Source organism: Cylindrospermum sp. FACHB-282 (assembly GCF_014697195.1).
Classification (GTDB): Bacteria; Cyanobacteriota; Cyanobacteriia; order Cyanobacteriales; family Nostocaceae; genus Cylindrospermum.
In genome coordinates, this window is the sequence record NZ_JACJRJ010000012.1 from 34,981 (window position 1) to 51,554 (window position 16,574).

At 40.5% G+C, this 16,574-nt stretch carries 14 protein-coding genes; 5 read left to right on the plus strand and 9 right to left on the minus strand.

Going from position 1 to position 16,574, the window contains the following annotated elements; genetic code table 11:
- Window positions 1-88 precede the first annotated feature (88 nt).
- Window positions 89-472: a DUF4346 domain-containing protein gene (locus H6G32_RS08590; RefSeq protein ID WP_190457119.1), complete on the plus strand. Its 384-nt coding sequence runs from the start codon at window positions 89-91 to the stop codon at window positions 470-472.
- A 102-nt stretch (window positions 473-574) separates the two neighbouring features.
- On the opposite strand, the gene psb32 is transcribed toward H6G32_RS08590, so the two are convergent.
- The 3 genes from psb32 to H6G32_RS08605 form a co-directional block, all read right to left on the minus strand.
- Entirely contained in the window at window positions 575-1,306 is a 732-nt protein-coding gene (gene psb32 / locus H6G32_RS08595) for a photosystem II repair protein Psb32 (protein ID WP_190457121.1), read from the minus strand.
- A gap of 489 nt (window positions 1,307-1,795) precedes the next feature.
- On the minus strand, window positions 1,796-2,323 hold the full coding sequence (locus H6G32_RS08600) for a DUF29 family protein (RefSeq protein WP_190457122.1): 528 nt from the start codon (window positions 2,321-2,323) through the stop codon (window positions 1,796-1,798).
- Window positions 2,320-2,823, minus strand: a complete 504-nt coding sequence (locus tag H6G32_RS08605) for a DUF29 family protein (RefSeq protein ID WP_190457124.1) — start codon at window positions 2,821-2,823, stop codon at window positions 2,320-2,322. Before H6G32_RS08605 ends, H6G32_RS08600 begins: the two co-directional genes overlap by 4 nt.
- A gap of 164 nt (window positions 2,824-2,987) precedes the next feature.
- Between H6G32_RS08605 and surE the strand changes: the two genes are divergently transcribed.
- Window positions 2,988-3,668, plus strand: coding sequence for a 5'/3'-nucleotidase SurE (gene surE / locus H6G32_RS08610; protein WP_190457126.1), 681 nt, complete (start codon window positions 2,988-2,990; stop codon window positions 3,666-3,668).
- 1 nt (window position 3,669) lies between these two features.
- On the opposite strand, the gene H6G32_RS08615 is transcribed toward surE, so the two are convergent.
- The 4 genes from H6G32_RS08615 to H6G32_RS08630 form a co-directional block, all read right to left on the minus strand.
- The gene (locus H6G32_RS08615; protein WP_242046529.1) at window positions 3,670-4,005 is read right to left on the minus strand and encodes a hypothetical protein; all 336 of its coding nucleotides are present in this window, start codon (window positions 4,003-4,005) and stop codon (window positions 3,670-3,672) included.
- A gap of 600 nt (window positions 4,006-4,605) precedes the next feature.
- Complete coding sequence (locus H6G32_RS08620) at window positions 4,606-5,271, minus strand: HupE/UreJ family protein (protein WP_190457128.1); 666 nt, start codon at window positions 5,269-5,271, stop codon at window positions 4,606-4,608.
- Between the two features lie 141 nt (window positions 5,272-5,412).
- Complete coding sequence (locus H6G32_RS08625; RefSeq protein ID WP_190457130.1) at window positions 5,413-7,164, minus strand: ABC transporter ATP-binding protein; 1,752 nt, start codon at window positions 7,162-7,164, stop codon at window positions 5,413-5,415.
- Between the two features lie 320 nt (window positions 7,165-7,484).
- On the minus strand, window positions 7,485-8,153 hold the full coding sequence (locus H6G32_RS08630) for a hypothetical protein (RefSeq protein ID WP_190457132.1): 669 nt from the start codon (window positions 8,151-8,153) through the stop codon (window positions 7,485-7,487).
- Window positions 8,154-8,461: 308 nt separating this feature from the next.
- On the opposite strand from H6G32_RS08630, the gene galE reads away from it, so the two are divergent.
- A complete protein-coding gene (galE, locus tag H6G32_RS08635; RefSeq protein WP_190457134.1) occupies window positions 8,462-9,463 on the plus strand; it encodes a UDP-glucose 4-epimerase GalE in 1,002 nt (333 codons plus the stop codon).
- A gap of 124 nt (window positions 9,464-9,587) precedes the next feature.
- On the opposite strand, the gene H6G32_RS08640 is transcribed toward galE, so the two are convergent.
- Together H6G32_RS08640 and H6G32_RS08645 are read right to left on the minus strand one after the other, a co-directional pair.
- A complete protein-coding gene (locus H6G32_RS08640) occupies window positions 9,588-10,352 on the minus strand; it encodes a hypothetical protein (RefSeq protein ID WP_242046530.1) in 765 nt (254 codons plus the stop codon).
- Window positions 10,327-11,580 (minus strand): urease accessory protein UreH domain-containing protein, encoded by a 1,254-nt coding sequence (locus tag H6G32_RS08645; protein WP_190457136.1) that lies wholly within the window; start codon window positions 11,578-11,580, stop codon window positions 10,327-10,329. The genes H6G32_RS08640 and H6G32_RS08645 overlap by 26 nt, the downstream gene beginning before the upstream one ends.
- Before the next feature lie 144 nt (window positions 11,581-11,724).
- Here H6G32_RS08645 and H6G32_RS08650 point away from each other — a divergent pair, with 144 nt between their 5' ends.
- Window positions 11,725-12,729: a M28 family peptidase gene (locus H6G32_RS08650; RefSeq protein ID WP_190457138.1), complete on the plus strand. Its 1,005-nt coding sequence runs from the start codon at window positions 11,725-11,727 to the stop codon at window positions 12,727-12,729.
- Between the two features lie 275 nt (window positions 12,730-13,004).
- A complete protein-coding gene (locus H6G32_RS08655) occupies window positions 13,005-16,565 on the plus strand; it encodes a serine/threonine-protein kinase (RefSeq protein ID WP_190457141.1) in 3,561 nt (1,186 codons plus the stop codon).
- Window positions 16,566-16,574 lie beyond the last annotated feature (9 nt).

Consider the following 16,574-nt stretch of genomic DNA (forward strand, 5'->3'; position numbering starts at 1 on the left):
ATTGCTAATAAATAGAGGAACCTACAAACTACACTTGAAAATGTAAGGTAAAAGCCCTAATGAAATAATTTTGCTTTTTATAATGCTTATGGATTTGATAGTTGTAGATTTGGCGGCGATTGATGACAAGCTTTCCCAGCGTCATATTAACCTTGATCCTGGTGGATATTTCATTATTTACTTGGATCGGAATGCACAGTTAATTTATGCCAAGCATTTCACAAATGTGATTGATGAGCGTGGTTTAGCTGTCGATCCAGAAACGGGGAAGGTGATTCCTGCACGGGGAAAGGTAGAGAGAACACACATGACTGTGTTTAGTGGAAGGACAGCAAAAGAACTTTGTGTAAAGATTTTTGAAGAAACTCAGCCCTGTCCGGTGACTTTATTAGATCATGCCAGCTATTTAGGTCGGGAATTTGTGCGAGCAGAATTAGCTTTAGTGACAGGGCAAGAGTACATCCAAGATTAAGGGACTGAAGATTGGGTACTGGGTACTGGGTACGTAAAGGGAGAATAATTAATTACCTTTTTCCCCATTACCCATTACCAATTACCAATTACCAATTACCAATTACCCCTCAGACGATGGTTGAATCGCTAGGTAAATGTAGTAAGTAGCCATCGGGATAACGGTGGCGGCTATTAACAGTCCTACTACCCAAGCAGTAGCGTTACCTTGGTCTGTATCTTCAGCTTTTTTGAATGTGCCTTCTACCTGAATCTTTTGAACTATTTGGGGTGGGCCGGGATCAGGTTTGCCAGAGAGGACGGCAACTAAGCGATCGCTAGCATCGAGAAATGCTTGATTGTATTTGTTTCCGTTCCTTAATGGCGCACTCAAGGTTTCTGAAGCTACACTTTCGGCGATCGCATCAGTCAGCACAGACTTGACTTGATCCCCAGAAATAATCGCCGTGCCATTGGTAACTGTGTCAATCACCAACAAGGTTTGATTAGCTTGCGCTTCTTTTGTGGGAAACCATTTTTCAAACAGTCCTTTGGTGAAGCTTTCAGGGGTTTCACCGTAGTCAAGGCGGCGTATAGTAACGATTCTGACTTCATTGCCAGTTTGCTTTCCCAAATCCTCGAAGGCGCTGCTAATCTGACCTTCATTCAGACGGCTGATGACTTCACCTTGATCTAAAACCCAGGTGTCTGCTGCGAAATTGGGTATTTGATATACACCAGTGGCTAATGTGGGTGGGACAAACAACGAAGCTGTGATCATCATTGTCACCAAGGGGACAATTAGCCGGATGAGGTATGTTTTACTACTAAATAATTGCTTGAGTAGCCGTTGCATGGGATGAATCCTAAGACAGACTTGCAATCAAAATACTACACAACCGATGTCAAAATCACCTTATTCACGGATTTATCTATCTGGAAGTTTCAGCTATCCTTTCCAGGAAAGCTACTGCAACCATGAGTTGCACTCAAAAATAATTCCGCCCCATTCAAGGTTTACAGGGATGTTTCGATGAATTGAACCCACAAACCTGCGGATTTTTCCCCGTTTCCTCTAAATAGCGGTTGAGAAACGAAACCCAATAATAATTTTTACTTTTATATTCTATCAGTCCAGTAATTAGGACGACGTTGAAGGTGCATAACTGCAACTATTAACTAGAATAATTAGCCCCAAACTTAAACCCAACCTCAAGCAATCACTTAATCCTTCTCTATCATCACTAACAAACCTCAAAAAACCTCCGCGATACTCTGCGTTACCATCGCGTCCCTCTGCGTTTAAATCTTTGCTCCTTTGCGACTTAGCGCGAAACAAAAAATATTAATCTCCTCTTCTCCCTAACTTCCAATCTTCACCACCTGGTAACTGCATTAAAACTTCCGCCACAGCCATCGGTAAATTCTTAGCTGACTGGGAATATGTCAAAGTCAAAAAACTCAATGCTGTTTGCATTAACTGAGTTCTATCAACAATTTCTGCAAGTTTAAATTGACTATATGCACCATTCATAACTTCCAGACTAGCATCAGCTATAGCATCTTCAATAACTTCTTCTTCTATAAAATTTTCCCATTCATCTTGATTGATGTAGTAAGAATTTTTGTGATATTTGAGATTTGCTTCTTTAATTTCGCGGATGGCATTGCGAATAGATGCAGCCCAAGAATTTGTTAATCGCTGTTCTAATTGATTTTTAATCAAATGTATCAATAGAATCCTTAAATAAGATTTAATCTGCCGCAGAATAGCTTTTGTACTCATGCCTTCTAATTCATCAACAATTCCCAAGGCATCTGCATAACGTCCGTCTAAAATACTATTTTTCAGATCGATTAGTTCTTGTGTCATTCTTCACCACCAGGTAACTGACTGAGATAATCATCCATAATCGCTGGTAATTCCTTTGCTGAATAAGCATAACTTAAAGCTAGAAACCTAGTTGCTGTGGTTAAAATCTGGTTTCTATCTAACATCGCTGAAAGTTGAGCGCGAGTATATTTTCCATTCAAAACTTCCACACTAGCATCAGCTATAGCATCTTCGATAACTTCTTCTAAAATGAAATTTTCCCATTCATCTAAGTTGATATAATAAGATGTTTTATGATCTTTGATATTTACCTTTTTAATTTCTCGAATAGAATTGCGAATAGAACTAGCCCAAGAACCTGTTAACCTTTGCTCAATTTGGTTTTTAATCAAATGAATCAGTAGAATCTTTAAATAAGATTGGATATTACGGAGAATTGCTTGTTTACTCATGCCCTCTAATTCGTCAACAATTGCCAAGGCATCTGCATAACGTGCTTCTAAGATACTATTTCTGAGGTCGATTAATTCTTGTGTCATTTGTCTTAACCTCAAACTATAAACAGGTTATTGGGAATAAATAGCAAGCATTTTCCCTATCACGTTATATTTTAGCGCAAGAGCTAAATTTGCCGAAATCAGGGAACTTGAATAAGTACAACTAACGTTTACAATGGTATATTTGCAGATGTTTATTGCTACAGATGACTCTAATTTTAACTAACGACGACGGCATCGATGCCCCCGGTATTCAAGCTTTGCTGAAAGCTGTAAACGGTAAAAATGTGATTATTGCTGCTCCTCAAGACCATCAGTCTGGCTGTGGCCATCAAGTCACCACTACTCGTTCCATCAACCTCCAGCGCCGTTCGGATGTTGAGTATGCGATTGGGGGCACACCCGCTGATTGTGTCAGAATTGCAGCCACCCATATCTCCCAAGATATCGAATTTGTACTCTCAGGCATCAATGCTGGCGGTAATCTGGGAGTGGATGCTTATATTTCTGGTACTGTGGCTGCTGTGCGGGAAGCAGCAATGCATGGTATTCCGGGAATTGCCATTTCCCAGTATCGCAAAGGCAAGCTAAATTATGATTGGGATTTGGCTGCTAGATGGACGTCTGAAGTTTTAGCTGACTTACTCCAGCGTTCCCTAGAGCCAGGAAGTTTCTGGAATGTGAATCTGCCGCATTTGCTACCAGGAGAACCCTCACCTGAGGTGGTGTTTTGCCAAGCCTGTACCAAACCTTTGCCTGTCAATTATCGCATTGAGGGCGATGATTTTTATTATGTAGGAGAATATGGTAAACGCTTGCGCACTCCTGGCAGTGATGTGGATGTCTGCTTTTCTGGGAATATTGCGGTAACTCTGTTAAGGGTTTGATTCAGAGTTCGTCATCGGCACCTTGAATCAGAGATGTGAGCTTGCTTAGAGTTTGTGTCAATTGGTTGAGTTGTTGCAGTGAATCATCCTGAGATTCAGCAAGGCTCTGTACGGCATCACACAAGGCAAAAATTTGATAGCCTTGTTGTTGCACCTGCTTTCCCTGGGCTTCGATTTGCACACTGAGAGTTTCCAATCTTTCAGCCAGACGCTCAATTGTCTCAGTTGTAGAGAGTACTGCTTCCCCGATTTGCTCAACAATTGATTCCAATCGATTTATTTTAACTTCGACGCCTGCGGAAATCATTTCTTTACCACCCCAATTTTGTGAAAACATAATAGTATTACCGCTAATATAGATTTAAAAAATTAATACCAGTAACAGCACCCAATAGCTTCTGCCATAATCATACTCTTTGTAATTTTGTTTTTTGGTGCTTTCATACACCTATAGAGATATTGTTCCCCAATCAATATTTTGTCTGCTACTGTTGCTCATAAAAGTTATCTTTTGGATCTTAGTCTCCCCTATTAGTTGCATATTTTTGAGATATTTAGTTATGGCTTTGCTACCTGTATAAATTTAGTAATAAATGTTACGAAATTATAATTCCAACCAAATTTATTTGGAATGATTTGTCATCTCTCGGATGATAGGTATTATCGACTTTATTTATATTAATTTTATAAAAAATTTGTTTCAGAGAATATTGAGCAAATATACTTAAGCAATAATTTGCTTGTGATAGTGCTTACCTTTATTTTTGATTGTTGAATTTTTAATTGTTTAAGACTTTTTGTTGATTGGCAATACTATGTTGGTAATCATAGAGCAATAAAAAACTAAAAGGGTAATTTTGGAAATTATTGTCCTAGATAAATTACCCATTAGCGATATCAAAATTGAAAAAACTAAACTTACAGGATTTGATTTAGGCTAATTACCCAAAAACACGATGCCAATACTACAAAAAGCTAAACCAGCAAGGCGAATTTTACTGAACATCGGTTGGTGATTTTTTCCCATACCGAGGCTCAGTCCAATTTCTCTAGCACTCATGACGATCGCCAACTGAGTTAAGCTAACACCTATCAAATAGGTAGCTGATGTCACAATTCCTAGCCCAACCACGGATTCACCATTGGCGTAACCTTGAAATAAACCAGCAATGATACCTAACACGGCGAGTACTACCCAGTTTAGTTGAATGGGTATGATTAACATAGCGCCAAAGGCAATAGTGAAAATGGCGATCGCAATTGGGACATTGGGTAAGTATATTGGAGATAAATAAATTACAGTACCTAAGACTGCGGCGATCGCAAAACAGGCTGCCATCCAAGTACTACGAACCACCCCAGCAGAGAGTAAGCCAATAGCCACAATCAGAGCCAAACGCTCTAACCTCATGACTGGATCTGCTATTCCCCAAATAAACCCTTCCCAGCAGTTAGATATGGCGTGATAGGCAGGGGTTCCAGCCAATGAACTTAGCAGGCTAATTAAGACTAAAGCTGTGATGGCGCCAATATGACGGTGCTGTAACGAATAGGTGGTAAATTCCCCGGAATCAGAAGATGGGGATAATTCAATTTTGAACATCTTTGATATCTAATTATTCTTTATAGGTAATTTATAATACCCTAAACCTCAAAAAAATTAACGCAGTCACAACTCTAAATATCACAATGGCAATATATTTGAAAAATTAGGCGGGCAATGAAAGAATTTTCTTTACAAAAACTAATGCAGTAATTCTTCTACTTGATGCTGACTCCACAAACTTTTATAAAGCCCTGGTTGTTGTACAAGTTCTAAGTGATTGCCTATCTGGGCAATTTTTCCATTAGACATCACAAAAATCCGATCAGCAGTGGCAGCAGCAGAAAGTTGATGAGTAATAAAAATTACAGTTTTGTGTCGCTTGCCACTAGAAATATTTTTTAAGATTTGTGTAGCTGTTTGATTATCCACACTAGAGAGGGCATCATCCAAAATTAGGATTGGGGCATCAACGAGCATGGCTCTAGCCAAGGCTGTACGTTGCCGCTGACCGCCAGAAAGAGTAATACCACGTTCACCCACGAGAGTTTCATATTCCAGGGGGAAATTGCTAATCTCCGGATGAATCTGGGCAAGCTGGGCTACCAATTCTACATTTTCTTGCTCGCTGGCTGGGTCGCCGTAGCGGATATTATTTTTGATAGTGGTACTGAATAAAAAACTATCTTGAGGCACGTAGGCGATCGCACCCCGTAAATCTGCCAGAGATATCTTTGTAATATCCACCCCATCCAAAAACAACTGCCCCGGTTGAATATCTAACAAGCGTGGCAAAGCATTGGCCAAAGTTGATTTCCCCGCACCAATAGCCCCAACAATTGCCACAACTTCCCCAGGAGCAACATTAAAGTTAACATTGTCTAAAGCTGGGGTTGTGACACCAGGGAAAGTATAACTGAGATTTTTGGCTGTCAGTTGCCCTTTAACTTGAATTGGGGAAAGACGGATAGCATCGGCGGCATCTTGGATTTTTGGTGTCACACTGAGAATTGATTCCAAGCGATCAATACTCACTTCACCCCGTTGGTAGGCGGTAATTGTGAATCCTAACAAAGCTGTGGGGAAAACTAAACGCTCTACATAAATCAGCAGCGCGAGAAAGTCACCAACGGCAAGAGTTCCAGCAGATATCCGCGTTGTTCCTAGCCAGATGATTACCAGAGAACTGAGATTAGCTAACCCACCAATCAGGGGAAACAGAGTATTTCGGCTTTTTGCCAGTTGCAAGTTAGCCGCTAATAGCTGCTGATTTTTCTGGGTAAAAGCGCGACGCTCGTTTTCTTCTTGGGCATAGATTTTAATCAGGGCCATACCGCTGACATCTTCTTGAATCAGTTCACTGATGTCAGAGAGTTGCTCCTGCACTACCGTTTGTTCTTTGCGTAAGCGATCGCTAAACAGATACACAAAAAATAACATCAAGGGATATACTGCCAGGGAAGCTAATGTCAGATCCACACTAATCCCTAGCATCACTGGCAGTGTTAGAGCATAGGCAAAAAAAGTATTTGCCAAACTCAATACGGCAAAACCCAACAACCGCCTGATATTATCCACATCACTGGTAGCCCTACTAATCAAATCACCAGGGCTATTGCTGGCAAAATAAGACGGCTCCAGTTTGAGTAAGTGTTCAAAAATCCGCTGTTTCAGGTCAAATTCCACCTGGCGCCCCACACCAAACAGCCAGATGCGGGAAGCAATCCGAATTAGCCACATCGCTGAACTCAGCAGGATGATGATAAATACATAATGTAATACTTGGTCTAAGCTGAAGGTTGTCGAGACCTTCTCAACCCCAGAGCGAATCACCAAGGGGATATAAACGCCCAGCCCATTAACAGCAAATAAAGCGATAATGCCTAATGTCGTATCCCGCCAATGGGGACGCAGGTAAGCACCAAGTTTAGCAAGTCGTCGAGATTGTGACATTCAAACAGCAGTTTTGCAAAATTCAACCCAACCTGTCACCCTACTGGGTGTAGTTGGCATCAGGGAGCGATTTTCTGAATCAAGTACAGGGACAAATTCCATGGCGATTTGCCTAATTAGTTTATATAGTTCTATGGTTTTATCCCAAGTTCAACAGCCAAATCTATCCTAATCTACCTGATGGGTAAACTTCCTGAAGAAAGTGGCTAGTCTTCCTCAGAAAGTCTACTCAAATTTTTGGTGTTCACCGCAGTAATATTTTGAATCAGGCCAGCCACTAGAGCGTAGCGTTGCGGCCTTTTTGGTATTACTTTTTAGCCTTATGACTGACGGCCACGCAAGAAAAAGTAAATTTGATTGAGATAACTTTCCCATACTTGGGTTGTTAGTTGCAGCGTTTCCGCACTGGGTACAAAGTCTTCTACCCGCAACCCGCGTGTCCTAATTTCCTGAGGATTTTGCAAGAGGTAGGGCGGAACTTTAACAGCCATAGAGTTGAAGGCTAAAGCTGCCCGATTCATATCTCCCGCGGGTAGGATGCTATTCCCAACTACATCTGAGATGTTGATTGTGGGTGTTACCGGAGCCAATGCCACAAGTGTTCCAGATGTAGGAACCATCGCTATACCTGGCGTCCTCACCAGGAAATAAGCAATAGCTGGTGTACTTGACAATAGTAAAATCGTGAGCGACCAACCCAATAAGTATCCTCCTGGTTTGTCTATCCCACCTCCCTTGATCTTCTGAGCAGCAAACATCAACATCAAAACCGACGCTCCTAGAGGCTTGAGCGGAAATGATACAAACCTCCATAAAGACGCTATAGCTGGTTCATTGGGGGAAATAAACGCTAAAACTAAAACGAACAACAGAAGCCCTAAGACTAATCGCCCGACAAAAGTTCCTGTAGGATAGAATCGCTGGAAAAAAGACAAGGCAACAGCAGCAATAAGCAGCCACAGGAGTACCCGGCTTAACAGTAGAAACATAGATTAACTCTCAAATTTTCCGGTGCGGTCAGCCAGTGCGGTGGACGGGTTTCCCGGCATAAAGCGACTGGCAAACCCGTAAGGGTCAGCCTAGTGGTTTCGGGAAGTGAATATATTTTTATGGTCAAACTGTAATTGCGCCATTACCTGACTTAAAAATAGCTCAAACCTCACACCCAAAGACTACCTTCGTAGTGATTTTAGTGCAATTTTTTGACACTGCGTCTATTATTTCTGATTTTACAGATGAGTAATGTGGCACCAGCAAATTAAATTGATTGAGTAGTAGTAACTCAAAAGGAAAAATTATGTCGCAAGGAATGCCTAGCATTTTGGTAACGGGGGGCGCTGGATATATTGGTTCCCATACAGTGCTTGCTCTCAAACGAGCGGGTTATGAGGTGATAATACTCGATAACCTGGTGTATGGGCATCGCGACTTGGTGGAACAGGTTTTGCAGGTAGAACTCATAGAAGGTGATACAGGCGATCGCCTCCTACTCGATGATCTATTTAAAACCCGTAAGATTGACGCAGTGATGCACTTTTCTGCCTATGCCTATGTGGGCGAATCAGTCACTGATCCTGCTAAATACTACCGCAACAACGTTGTGGGTACTTTGACGCTGTTAGAAGCCATGCTGGCGGCTTCTATTAAGAAATTTGTCTTCTCTTCTACTTGCGCCACCTATGGAGTACCGGAATTCGTGCCTATTCCCGAAACCCATCCGCAAAATCCCATCAATCCCTATGGCGCTACCAAGCTGATGGTAGAGCGGATTCTCTCTGACTTTGATCTTGCCTACAGTTTCAAATCGGTGCGTTTTCGCTACTTTAATGCTGCTGGTGCTGACATAGATGGATCTCTCGGTGAGGATCACAATCCAGAAACCCATTTGATTCCCTTAGTATTGCTGACAGCTTTAGGCCAACGAGAATCGATCTCAATTTTCGGTACTGACTATCCTACCCCTGATGGTACTTGTATTCGCGACTATATTCATGTCAGCGATTTAGCCGATGCCCATGTTTTGGGATTGGAATATTTATTAAAAGGTGGGGAGAGTGAAGTTTTTAATTTAGGTAATGGCAGTGGCTTCTCTGTCAAAGAAGTAATTGCAGCGGCTGAGGATGTGACAGGAAGGTTAATTTCTGTCAAAGAATGCGATCGCCGTCCTGGTGATCCTCCCGCTCTCATTGGCACTAGCGAGAAAGCCAGAAAAATCTTAGACTGGCAACCTCAGTACCCAGGTATTAAAGAGATTGTCGCTCATGCCTGGCAGTGGCATCAACACCGACATAAATATTAGTAATTGGTAATTGGTAATTGGTAATTGGTAATTGGTAATTGGTAATTGGTAATTGGTAATTGGTAATTGGTAATTGATTTCTATTACCCATTACCCATTACCCATCACCCATTACCCAATTACCCTAATCTTTACCGCTTCTGAGGGTTTGCACTAGAAAAAATAACATACCTCCAGACAAAAGCAGAATCCCCAGCAGTATCACAGGTTGCGCCAACCCTATTGTTATACCTTGCTGTCCCTCAGTGGTATTTTGTACAGCTTGGGCTTCCTCTACTGGTTTCCCCGCTGCCACAGTGACGGCAAACTTTAATTCAAAGGGTTGGAAACTCTTCCCTGTGGCTGGTTTACCATTGAGTTGTAGCTGATAAGCTCCTGGTTTGGGAAAGATAATTTCTGCCCCTGGCGTGCCTTGATACCGTTCAGCCTTAACAGGTTTCAAGGGTGGTTCTATTAGTGCCGGCTCACCTGGGGAATGGGGTTCGGCATAAATAGCCAACTGGCAATTACACTCTTCCAGGGGGAGCACCTTTCCCCCTTTGCGGGTGAGGGCAAACCAGGCTTGAGCGAGTTCCCCTGCACGGGGATTATCATTTGGTTCAATGTGGAGTGTACCGCCGACATCTGCCGCTATTTTTACCGTATGGGCAGAGGCAGGGTGAAAAGGAATTATCAAGATCACCAATAAAAAAAGTAATAATACATAGTTTTTCTGTCCCTGGCTCCGTGCAGCAACAGATTTATCAGGAAGGAAAGGGTCTAATACCCCTGAGTGTACACCTAGCTTGTGTTTCAGTCGGGGCTTAAATTCTCTTATCGCTACGCGAACAATTTTGAATTTTGAATTTTGAATTTTGAATTGTTTAATTTGACTTGCTTGGGGGGACATAAAACTTTTCAACACTAAACTTTGACCAACAAAGGCGCGATCGCACCAGCAAAACACTGAGGGTGATGATTCCCATTACCAGGGTGGCTAACTTATTCCCCCAAGTTAATTCTACTGAGCCTAGGTAATGGGAACCAATCAGTACAGCATGAATCCCACTCAAAAGCAAAGCTGGCACGCTTAATAAATGAATTTGTCGCCATTGCTTGCCCAAAGACTTCTGCAACGAATCAAAACTTGTTAAAGCGGCGGGAGTCATTAGCACTAGTGCTACAGCACCGACAGTCATCCCCAACTGAAACTCTGGTGGCAAAAAAAAGAAGGCGGCAAAATTCCATTGTAGGGAGTGTTCCATCATGTGGATGGTGTGTGCCCCTGCCAGCACAAATGCCCCAACTCCTAGGGCGCGGCGGTAGCGTAGGGGGGACGTCCAGAGGCTACTAATGGGACGAGCAATTAGGGCTAGGATTAAGCAGAACAAGGCGGCGTGTCCGGTATAATCTACCATTGTGTCACCGGTTCTTAACAAGGTGATTACTCCAATTAAAAGAGTTACCCAGCCACCTAAGCGAAATAATTGACTGCGCCTATCTTTGCTGATTAATGATGTGGAGACGCCTACCCCTACCATCGTGGGTAGGGTTCCTAGTCCAAAAGCCACCATGGTTGCCGCACCCATCCACCAATTACCAGTTGCAGCGGCTTTAATCTGGGCAGCATACAAAAAACCGCAAGGCATTAAACCCCAAAATATCCCCAAAAGTGCTGGTGTCCACCATTTGGTGTCTAAGGAAAGCTTCACCATCGCTGCACTCAAACTATTGTGTAAGCTGCCCTGTAGCAGGGGGTGTAATAGGGGAATACGTGGCAATAAGTCGGGTTTTACTTGTCCTAACCCAAACCAAATCAGCATGATGCCAGTAATAATTGCTATCCATTGGCGTAAGCCGCTGCCAATACCCGCTAATTGTCCACCCTCTACTAATACCGAACCTAGTCCGCCAATGCCAGCGCCGACTAGAGCATAGCTCAACATTCGCCCTAGGTTGAGCAGGGTGTGAAATTCTAATTGCTGTTGCCAAGGGTGCGTGTTTTTCCGGGGCGGTGTTTGTGGTGTTGTTTGTGGATGAGACAGAGAAAACGCCACCGCTAGGGGGCCACACATCCCAAAACAATGTCCAAAACTGCCCAGGAAGCCCAGGATTGCAATCAACAGCAAATCTAGCATATATCAAGTTTTAAGTACTGAGTCCTGAGTTCTGAAGACTTACGCCAGAGCGGCAGTGTAAGTCAAATTTGTGACTTTGTCAAAAGACAAGCTGTCAAACTTGAGGTTTGCGTTAGTCTAAATCTGGAAGGCACGGAGGTGGAGATGAAAAAATGGATTTGGCTGCTGTTGGTCATCCTAGGGGCGATAGTGGTGATGGGAGTGAGCGGATTTTTGCGGCAACCTGAGGCGTTACCAGTGAGTGAACCCATTCCGGTGTCAAGTCCGCAACTGCAACCAGTAGAGAGTAAACTCTCGGTGTCTGCTGACAAACTTTTAGCCCATATTCAAAAGTTAAATTTTCAGCGTTATACAGCAAAAGAGCGATCGCAATCTCGCACTTATATTACAACCCAATTGAGAAAATTAGGCTGGAAACCCCAGCTAGAAAAATTCACCGACGGTGTAAACATTTTTGCTGAACGTCAGGGAACTGACAAAGCATCTGGGGCAATTTTGGTAGCAGCCCATTATGACACCGTGGCTTTTTCTGCCGGTGCGGATGACAATGCCTCTGGTGTGGCTGTGGTGTTGGAAGTTGCCCGACTTTTCGCTTCTGGTTCCCTACCACAAACGTTGCAGTTAGCATTTTTTGACAAAGAAGAAGCGGGACTTTTGGGTAGTCGGGCTTTTGTCAACAAGGCTACACACTTGCAAAACCTCCGCGGTGTGATTGTGATGGATATGGTAGGTTACGCTTGTTACACCGTCGGTTGCCAGCAATATCCTGCTGGGTTGCCTGTTACTCCACCCAGCGACAAAGGCGATTTTTTAGCAGTAATTGGTGATGCAGAACATTTGCCTTTACTGAATGCCTTTGAAAACTCTGAGCAAAATTTACCACCAGTCCTAAAATTGCCGATTCCCTTCAAAGGTTTGCTGACACCCGACACCCTACGCAGCGACCATGCCCCATTTTGGTATCAAGGAGTGGGCGCTGTGCTGGTAACAGATACCGCTAATTTGCGTACTCCTCATTATCACCAACCGAGTGATAAACCAAAAACTCTTGAGAAAACTTTTTTCACGGGTTCAGCACAAATTGTGGTAGATGCGACTAGAAGCTTGTTAGAGAAAAACGATGTTTTGACAACTCAACCACTATCCTGACTAGGGTTATCTACTGCTCCATACCATAGCGAAAAACTAGCACTTAATATATTCAGCAATGTTTATTAAGTAATTTCACTGTTTTCTAAACATTACAGCAGTTGATTCAATAATAGATAAAAGCAATTTGCAACTCATATAAATATTCATATAAATATTGTATTTATTTGTTAAAACCTATAAATACTATTGAGCTTAATCTATGAGTAGCAGCCAGATCATAGATTCAAAATATTCTCTGGCTAAAAATATTTAATTTTTGTTAAGGATATCAAATGTCTATCGAAATAATTAACGAAGTAATTGGCGGAAAATATGATATTTTATCGGAAATTGGTAGTGGAGGTAGTAGTATTGTATACCTAGCCAAGAAATTAAAAACTAATGAACGTTATGCAATTAAGACTATTTCAACCGAAGAAAAAGATTCCCTGAAGTTATTGGAACGGGAAATTAAAACTTTAAAGCGTTTAAATCATTCAAGTATAGTTAGGTTTATTGAAGATGGGTATGAGCAACGCCACAATTTTATTTACTTAGTTTTAGAATATCTTGACGGAGTAAATATCAAAACTTACTTTGATCAGGGAGTTGACATTAAAACAAAAATTGATTTATTGCTGCAAATCCTGGATGCTATCAGTCATGCTCATTCTAAAGAAGTCATTCACAGAGATATCAAGCCAGAAAATATCATGGTTGTGGAAAATAGTGAACAACCATTAGCCAAAGTTCTAGATTTTGGCATTTCAATTATTACAACTACTATTTTAACTAATACTATTAGACGATATCACACGCCGTTATTTGCAGCACCTGAACAAATCCAACTCCAGGGTGTTTCTAGGGACTCTGATATATATTCATTGGGAATGACATTTTTATATTTATTGTCTGCTAGTGATGCAAAAAATGATTTTCGTGAAAACCAAGATAAAAATTTTCTCTATGAATCTGCCTTGGCTAGCTTAAATGCCACTAGCAACCACGGAGAATCCTTAATTGAGGTATTAAAAAGAGCAACAGATGCTAATCGGGAAAACAGACCGAAAATTGATAAAATCCGCAAGCCTCTTGAGTCCATAAAAGATGATTTATCGGCAAAATTGACTGTAGTGTTTAGTTTAACTTCTAATTTAAAGGATAAAATATCTGATTTAAATAAATATGATGGTCAATCTTTGAAAGTTAAAAGAGATGTTGAATCTAAGTTACAAAGCAATTCCAATATCATACATATAATCAGAATTAAAGGTGAAGAAGGACAAGAAAACAGACTTACAGTTGAAATTGGTGTAGAAGCTACATCTTACATTTATAGAGGATTTATTAATAGAGATAAACCTGATGAAATTGTTTTATTTGCTGAACTTAACTTCGTTAATCCTCAACAGTCAGAAAGGCTTTTTAGAAATGGTATAGCTGTCAAAATTAACCCAATTATTAATGTTGGTAGTAGTCCTAGAATTAGGCAAGATTTGAGTGAGTTAATAAACCAGCTTTTACAGAAAGATCAGCAAGTAAAAAATGAGATAGAAAGTAATAAGGGAGTAGATAATACTTTTAGCAGGTGGCAAAGTGTTATTGAGATAGAAGAAAAAATAATTAATGAAAGAAAGCAGAGTTTTTCCTACTCTAGTTTTGAATATGACAGGGAAAATCAACGGATAATAATTACATTGAAAAAACCTATTTCATTAGATGAATTTGAACAAATTACATCACCCCCGCTACCAGTAACTATTTCTATTAAACAACAATCACCCCCTTACCGTGAAAGCCAGTGGCCAGTAGGAAAGATAATTGACGGAGATAAGTCCAGGAATGCTGAAATTGTTGAAAAGTTGCAGATTAGCATTGCGGAGTTTCGCAACCTTGATGTATTTGAATTAATTCTAGAGAAAGGAAAAATTGAAACCGATTTTAAAGCACAAGAATCAGAAATTGGACGACGACGTAAAGCACTGAGAGCTATCAAATATGGTGACTCAGAAAATGGTACTTTATGTAAAGTAATATCTGATCCTAGTAGTTCACAAGCTATAGAACCTTTATTAATCAATCGCTTTTTTAATGAGCAGCTTGATATTTCGCAACAAGCAGCAGTTTGCAAAGCATTAGCAACTGAAGATATATTTTTGATTCAAGGGCCACCAGGAACAGGTAAGACTTCTGTAATCACAGAAATAGTGTTGAGAATTTTAACTGATCATCCCAGTGATAAAGTTTTGATTTCTTCTCAATCAAATATTGCTGTTGATAATGTGTTAACTAAGCTTTCTGGCATCAAACTTGATTCGAGAGATGTGAGAGTTTTAAGAATTGGTAGAGAAGAAAAAATTGAAGAAGATGCTAGAAAATTTGAAATAGAGAAAGCTATTATTAACTGGCAGGACTCTATTAGATTCCAATCGTCTAATCATTGGCAAGAATATGAAAACCAGCATGATGAAATGTTATTAGGAGTTAAAAAACTCTCTGATATTGAGTCAATCAAGACCCTGAGCCAGCAAGTACAGCATATATCAGAAAATATTACTCAAGCTGTAAAAATATTTAATTCAGAATTATTTATATCCATAGAGAATACTTCTTCTCAACAAGCTGCTGATCATGCCTGTGAAATGATCTATGAAAAGCTATTAATTGAAGAAAAAGTTTTAGGACAAATTAAAGAATATGTAGAAAAGTTTGGAATTGAATATCCTGACAAAAAACTACTTTCCCATTGGATAGATCAAGAATATAAGCGACTACAATCTATTCTAGGTGATAATAATGAAAACTACGAAAAGGTTTTAAAATTGAGAAATTTGAAGGAAGAGTGGAATGAAAAGTTAAAGCGTAAACAAATAGACTTAGTATCAATATTTCTAGATGGCGTTAATGTGGTTGGTGCTACTTGCTTAGGTATTGCTAATCTTAAGGACTTCAAATTTGATTGGGTGATTGTTGATGAGGCAGGTCGTTCTACTGCACCAGAAACTTTTGTACCGATGACAAGGGGTAAGAAAATAATATTAGTTGGTGACCACCAGCAGTTACCACCAATTATTGATAGAGAGTTACAAACAAGAGCGCTAGGTGAAAAAGATATAGAGAGGAAAGTACTGGAAACAAGCCTTTTTGAGTATCTATACAATGAACTACCAAAGTCTAACAAAATAACGCTAAACCATCAATACAGAATGCATCCTGATATTGGTAACTTAGTTAGCGATTTATTTTACGAAGGAAAGGTTTTAAGTGAACGCGTGGACACCAATACAAAGCTACATCAATTTAGCAAATTTAGTAAAAGCGTTTATTGGGTATCAACAAGCGATGTTACCAGCGATAAATCTAAAGAAAGAAAGAGTGGAACTAGTTATAGTAATAGTTATGAAGCAAATCTGATTAAGTCCATCTTAAATCAGATTCAGCATGATTATCAGTCGAGCAATGTACATAAAGAAGTTGGTATTATAGCAGGCTATGCTTCACAAATAAGTGTACTAGAGGCTACAGTTGCTCCTCATGACAAAAATTTGTGGAATAACTTAGATATAGCTATACATACAGTTGATGCCTTTCAAGGCAGAGAATGCGACATCATTATTTACGACTTAGTAAGGAATAATCAACAAAAGGATCTTGGATTTACATCTGATTACAGACGCTTGAATGTAGCTTTATCTCGTGCTAAACAGCTATTAATCATAGTAGGTAATGATCTTATGGCTTATGAAGGTAGAACACCAAATAAGCTGCCTAACCCGTTTGAAAAACTTATTGAATATATCGATAGTAACCCGAAAGTTTGTGAAAGACTAGTTTCTAGTGATTTTATTAAATAAACCGTATAC

Coding starts and splice junctions, on each gene's coding strand:
- H6G32_RS08620 (WP_190457128.1), bottom strand. CDS start 5,271: ATGTTCAAAATTGAATTATCCCCATCTTCTGATTCCGGGGAATTTACC.
- H6G32_RS08605 (WP_190457124.1), bottom strand. CDS start 2,823: ATGACACAAGAATTAATCGACCTCAGAAATAGTATCTTAGAAGCACGT.
- psb32 (WP_190457121.1), bottom strand. CDS start 1,306: ATGCAACGGCTACTCAAGCAATTATTTAGTAGTAAAACATACCTCATC.
- H6G32_RS08650 (WP_190457138.1), top strand. CDS start 11,725: ATGAAAAAATGGATTTGGCTGCTGTTGGTCATCCTAGGGGCGATAGTG.
- H6G32_RS08615 (WP_242046529.1), bottom strand. CDS start 4,005: ATGTTTTCACAAAATTGGGGTGGTAAAGAAATGATTTCCGCAGGCGTC.
- H6G32_RS08600 (WP_190457122.1), bottom strand. CDS start 2,323: ATGACACAAGAACTAATCGATCTGAAAAATAGTATTTTAGACGGACGT.
- H6G32_RS08645 (WP_190457136.1), bottom strand. CDS start 11,580: ATGCTAGATTTGCTGTTGATTGCAATCCTGGGCTTCCTGGGCAGTTTT.
- H6G32_RS08630 (WP_190457132.1), bottom strand. CDS start 8,153: ATGTTTCTACTGTTAAGCCGGGTACTCCTGTGGCTGCTTATTGCTGCT.
- H6G32_RS08640 (WP_242046530.1), bottom strand. CDS start 10,352: ATGTCCCCCCAAGCAAGTCAAATTAAACAATTCAAAATTCAAAATTCA.
- H6G32_RS08590 (WP_190457119.1), top strand. CDS start 89: ATGGATTTGATAGTTGTAGATTTGGCGGCGATTGATGACAAGCTTTCC.
- surE (WP_190457126.1), top strand. CDS start 2,988: ATGACTCTAATTTTAACTAACGACGACGGCATCGATGCCCCCGGTATT.
- galE (WP_190457134.1), top strand. CDS start 8,462: ATGTCGCAAGGAATGCCTAGCATTTTGGTAACGGGGGGCGCTGGATAT.
- H6G32_RS08625 (WP_190457130.1), bottom strand. CDS start 7,164: ATGTCACAATCTCGACGACTTGCTAAACTTGGTGCTTACCTGCGTCCC.
- H6G32_RS08655 (WP_190457141.1), top strand. CDS start 13,005: ATGTCTATCGAAATAATTAACGAAGTAATTGGCGGAAAATATGATATT.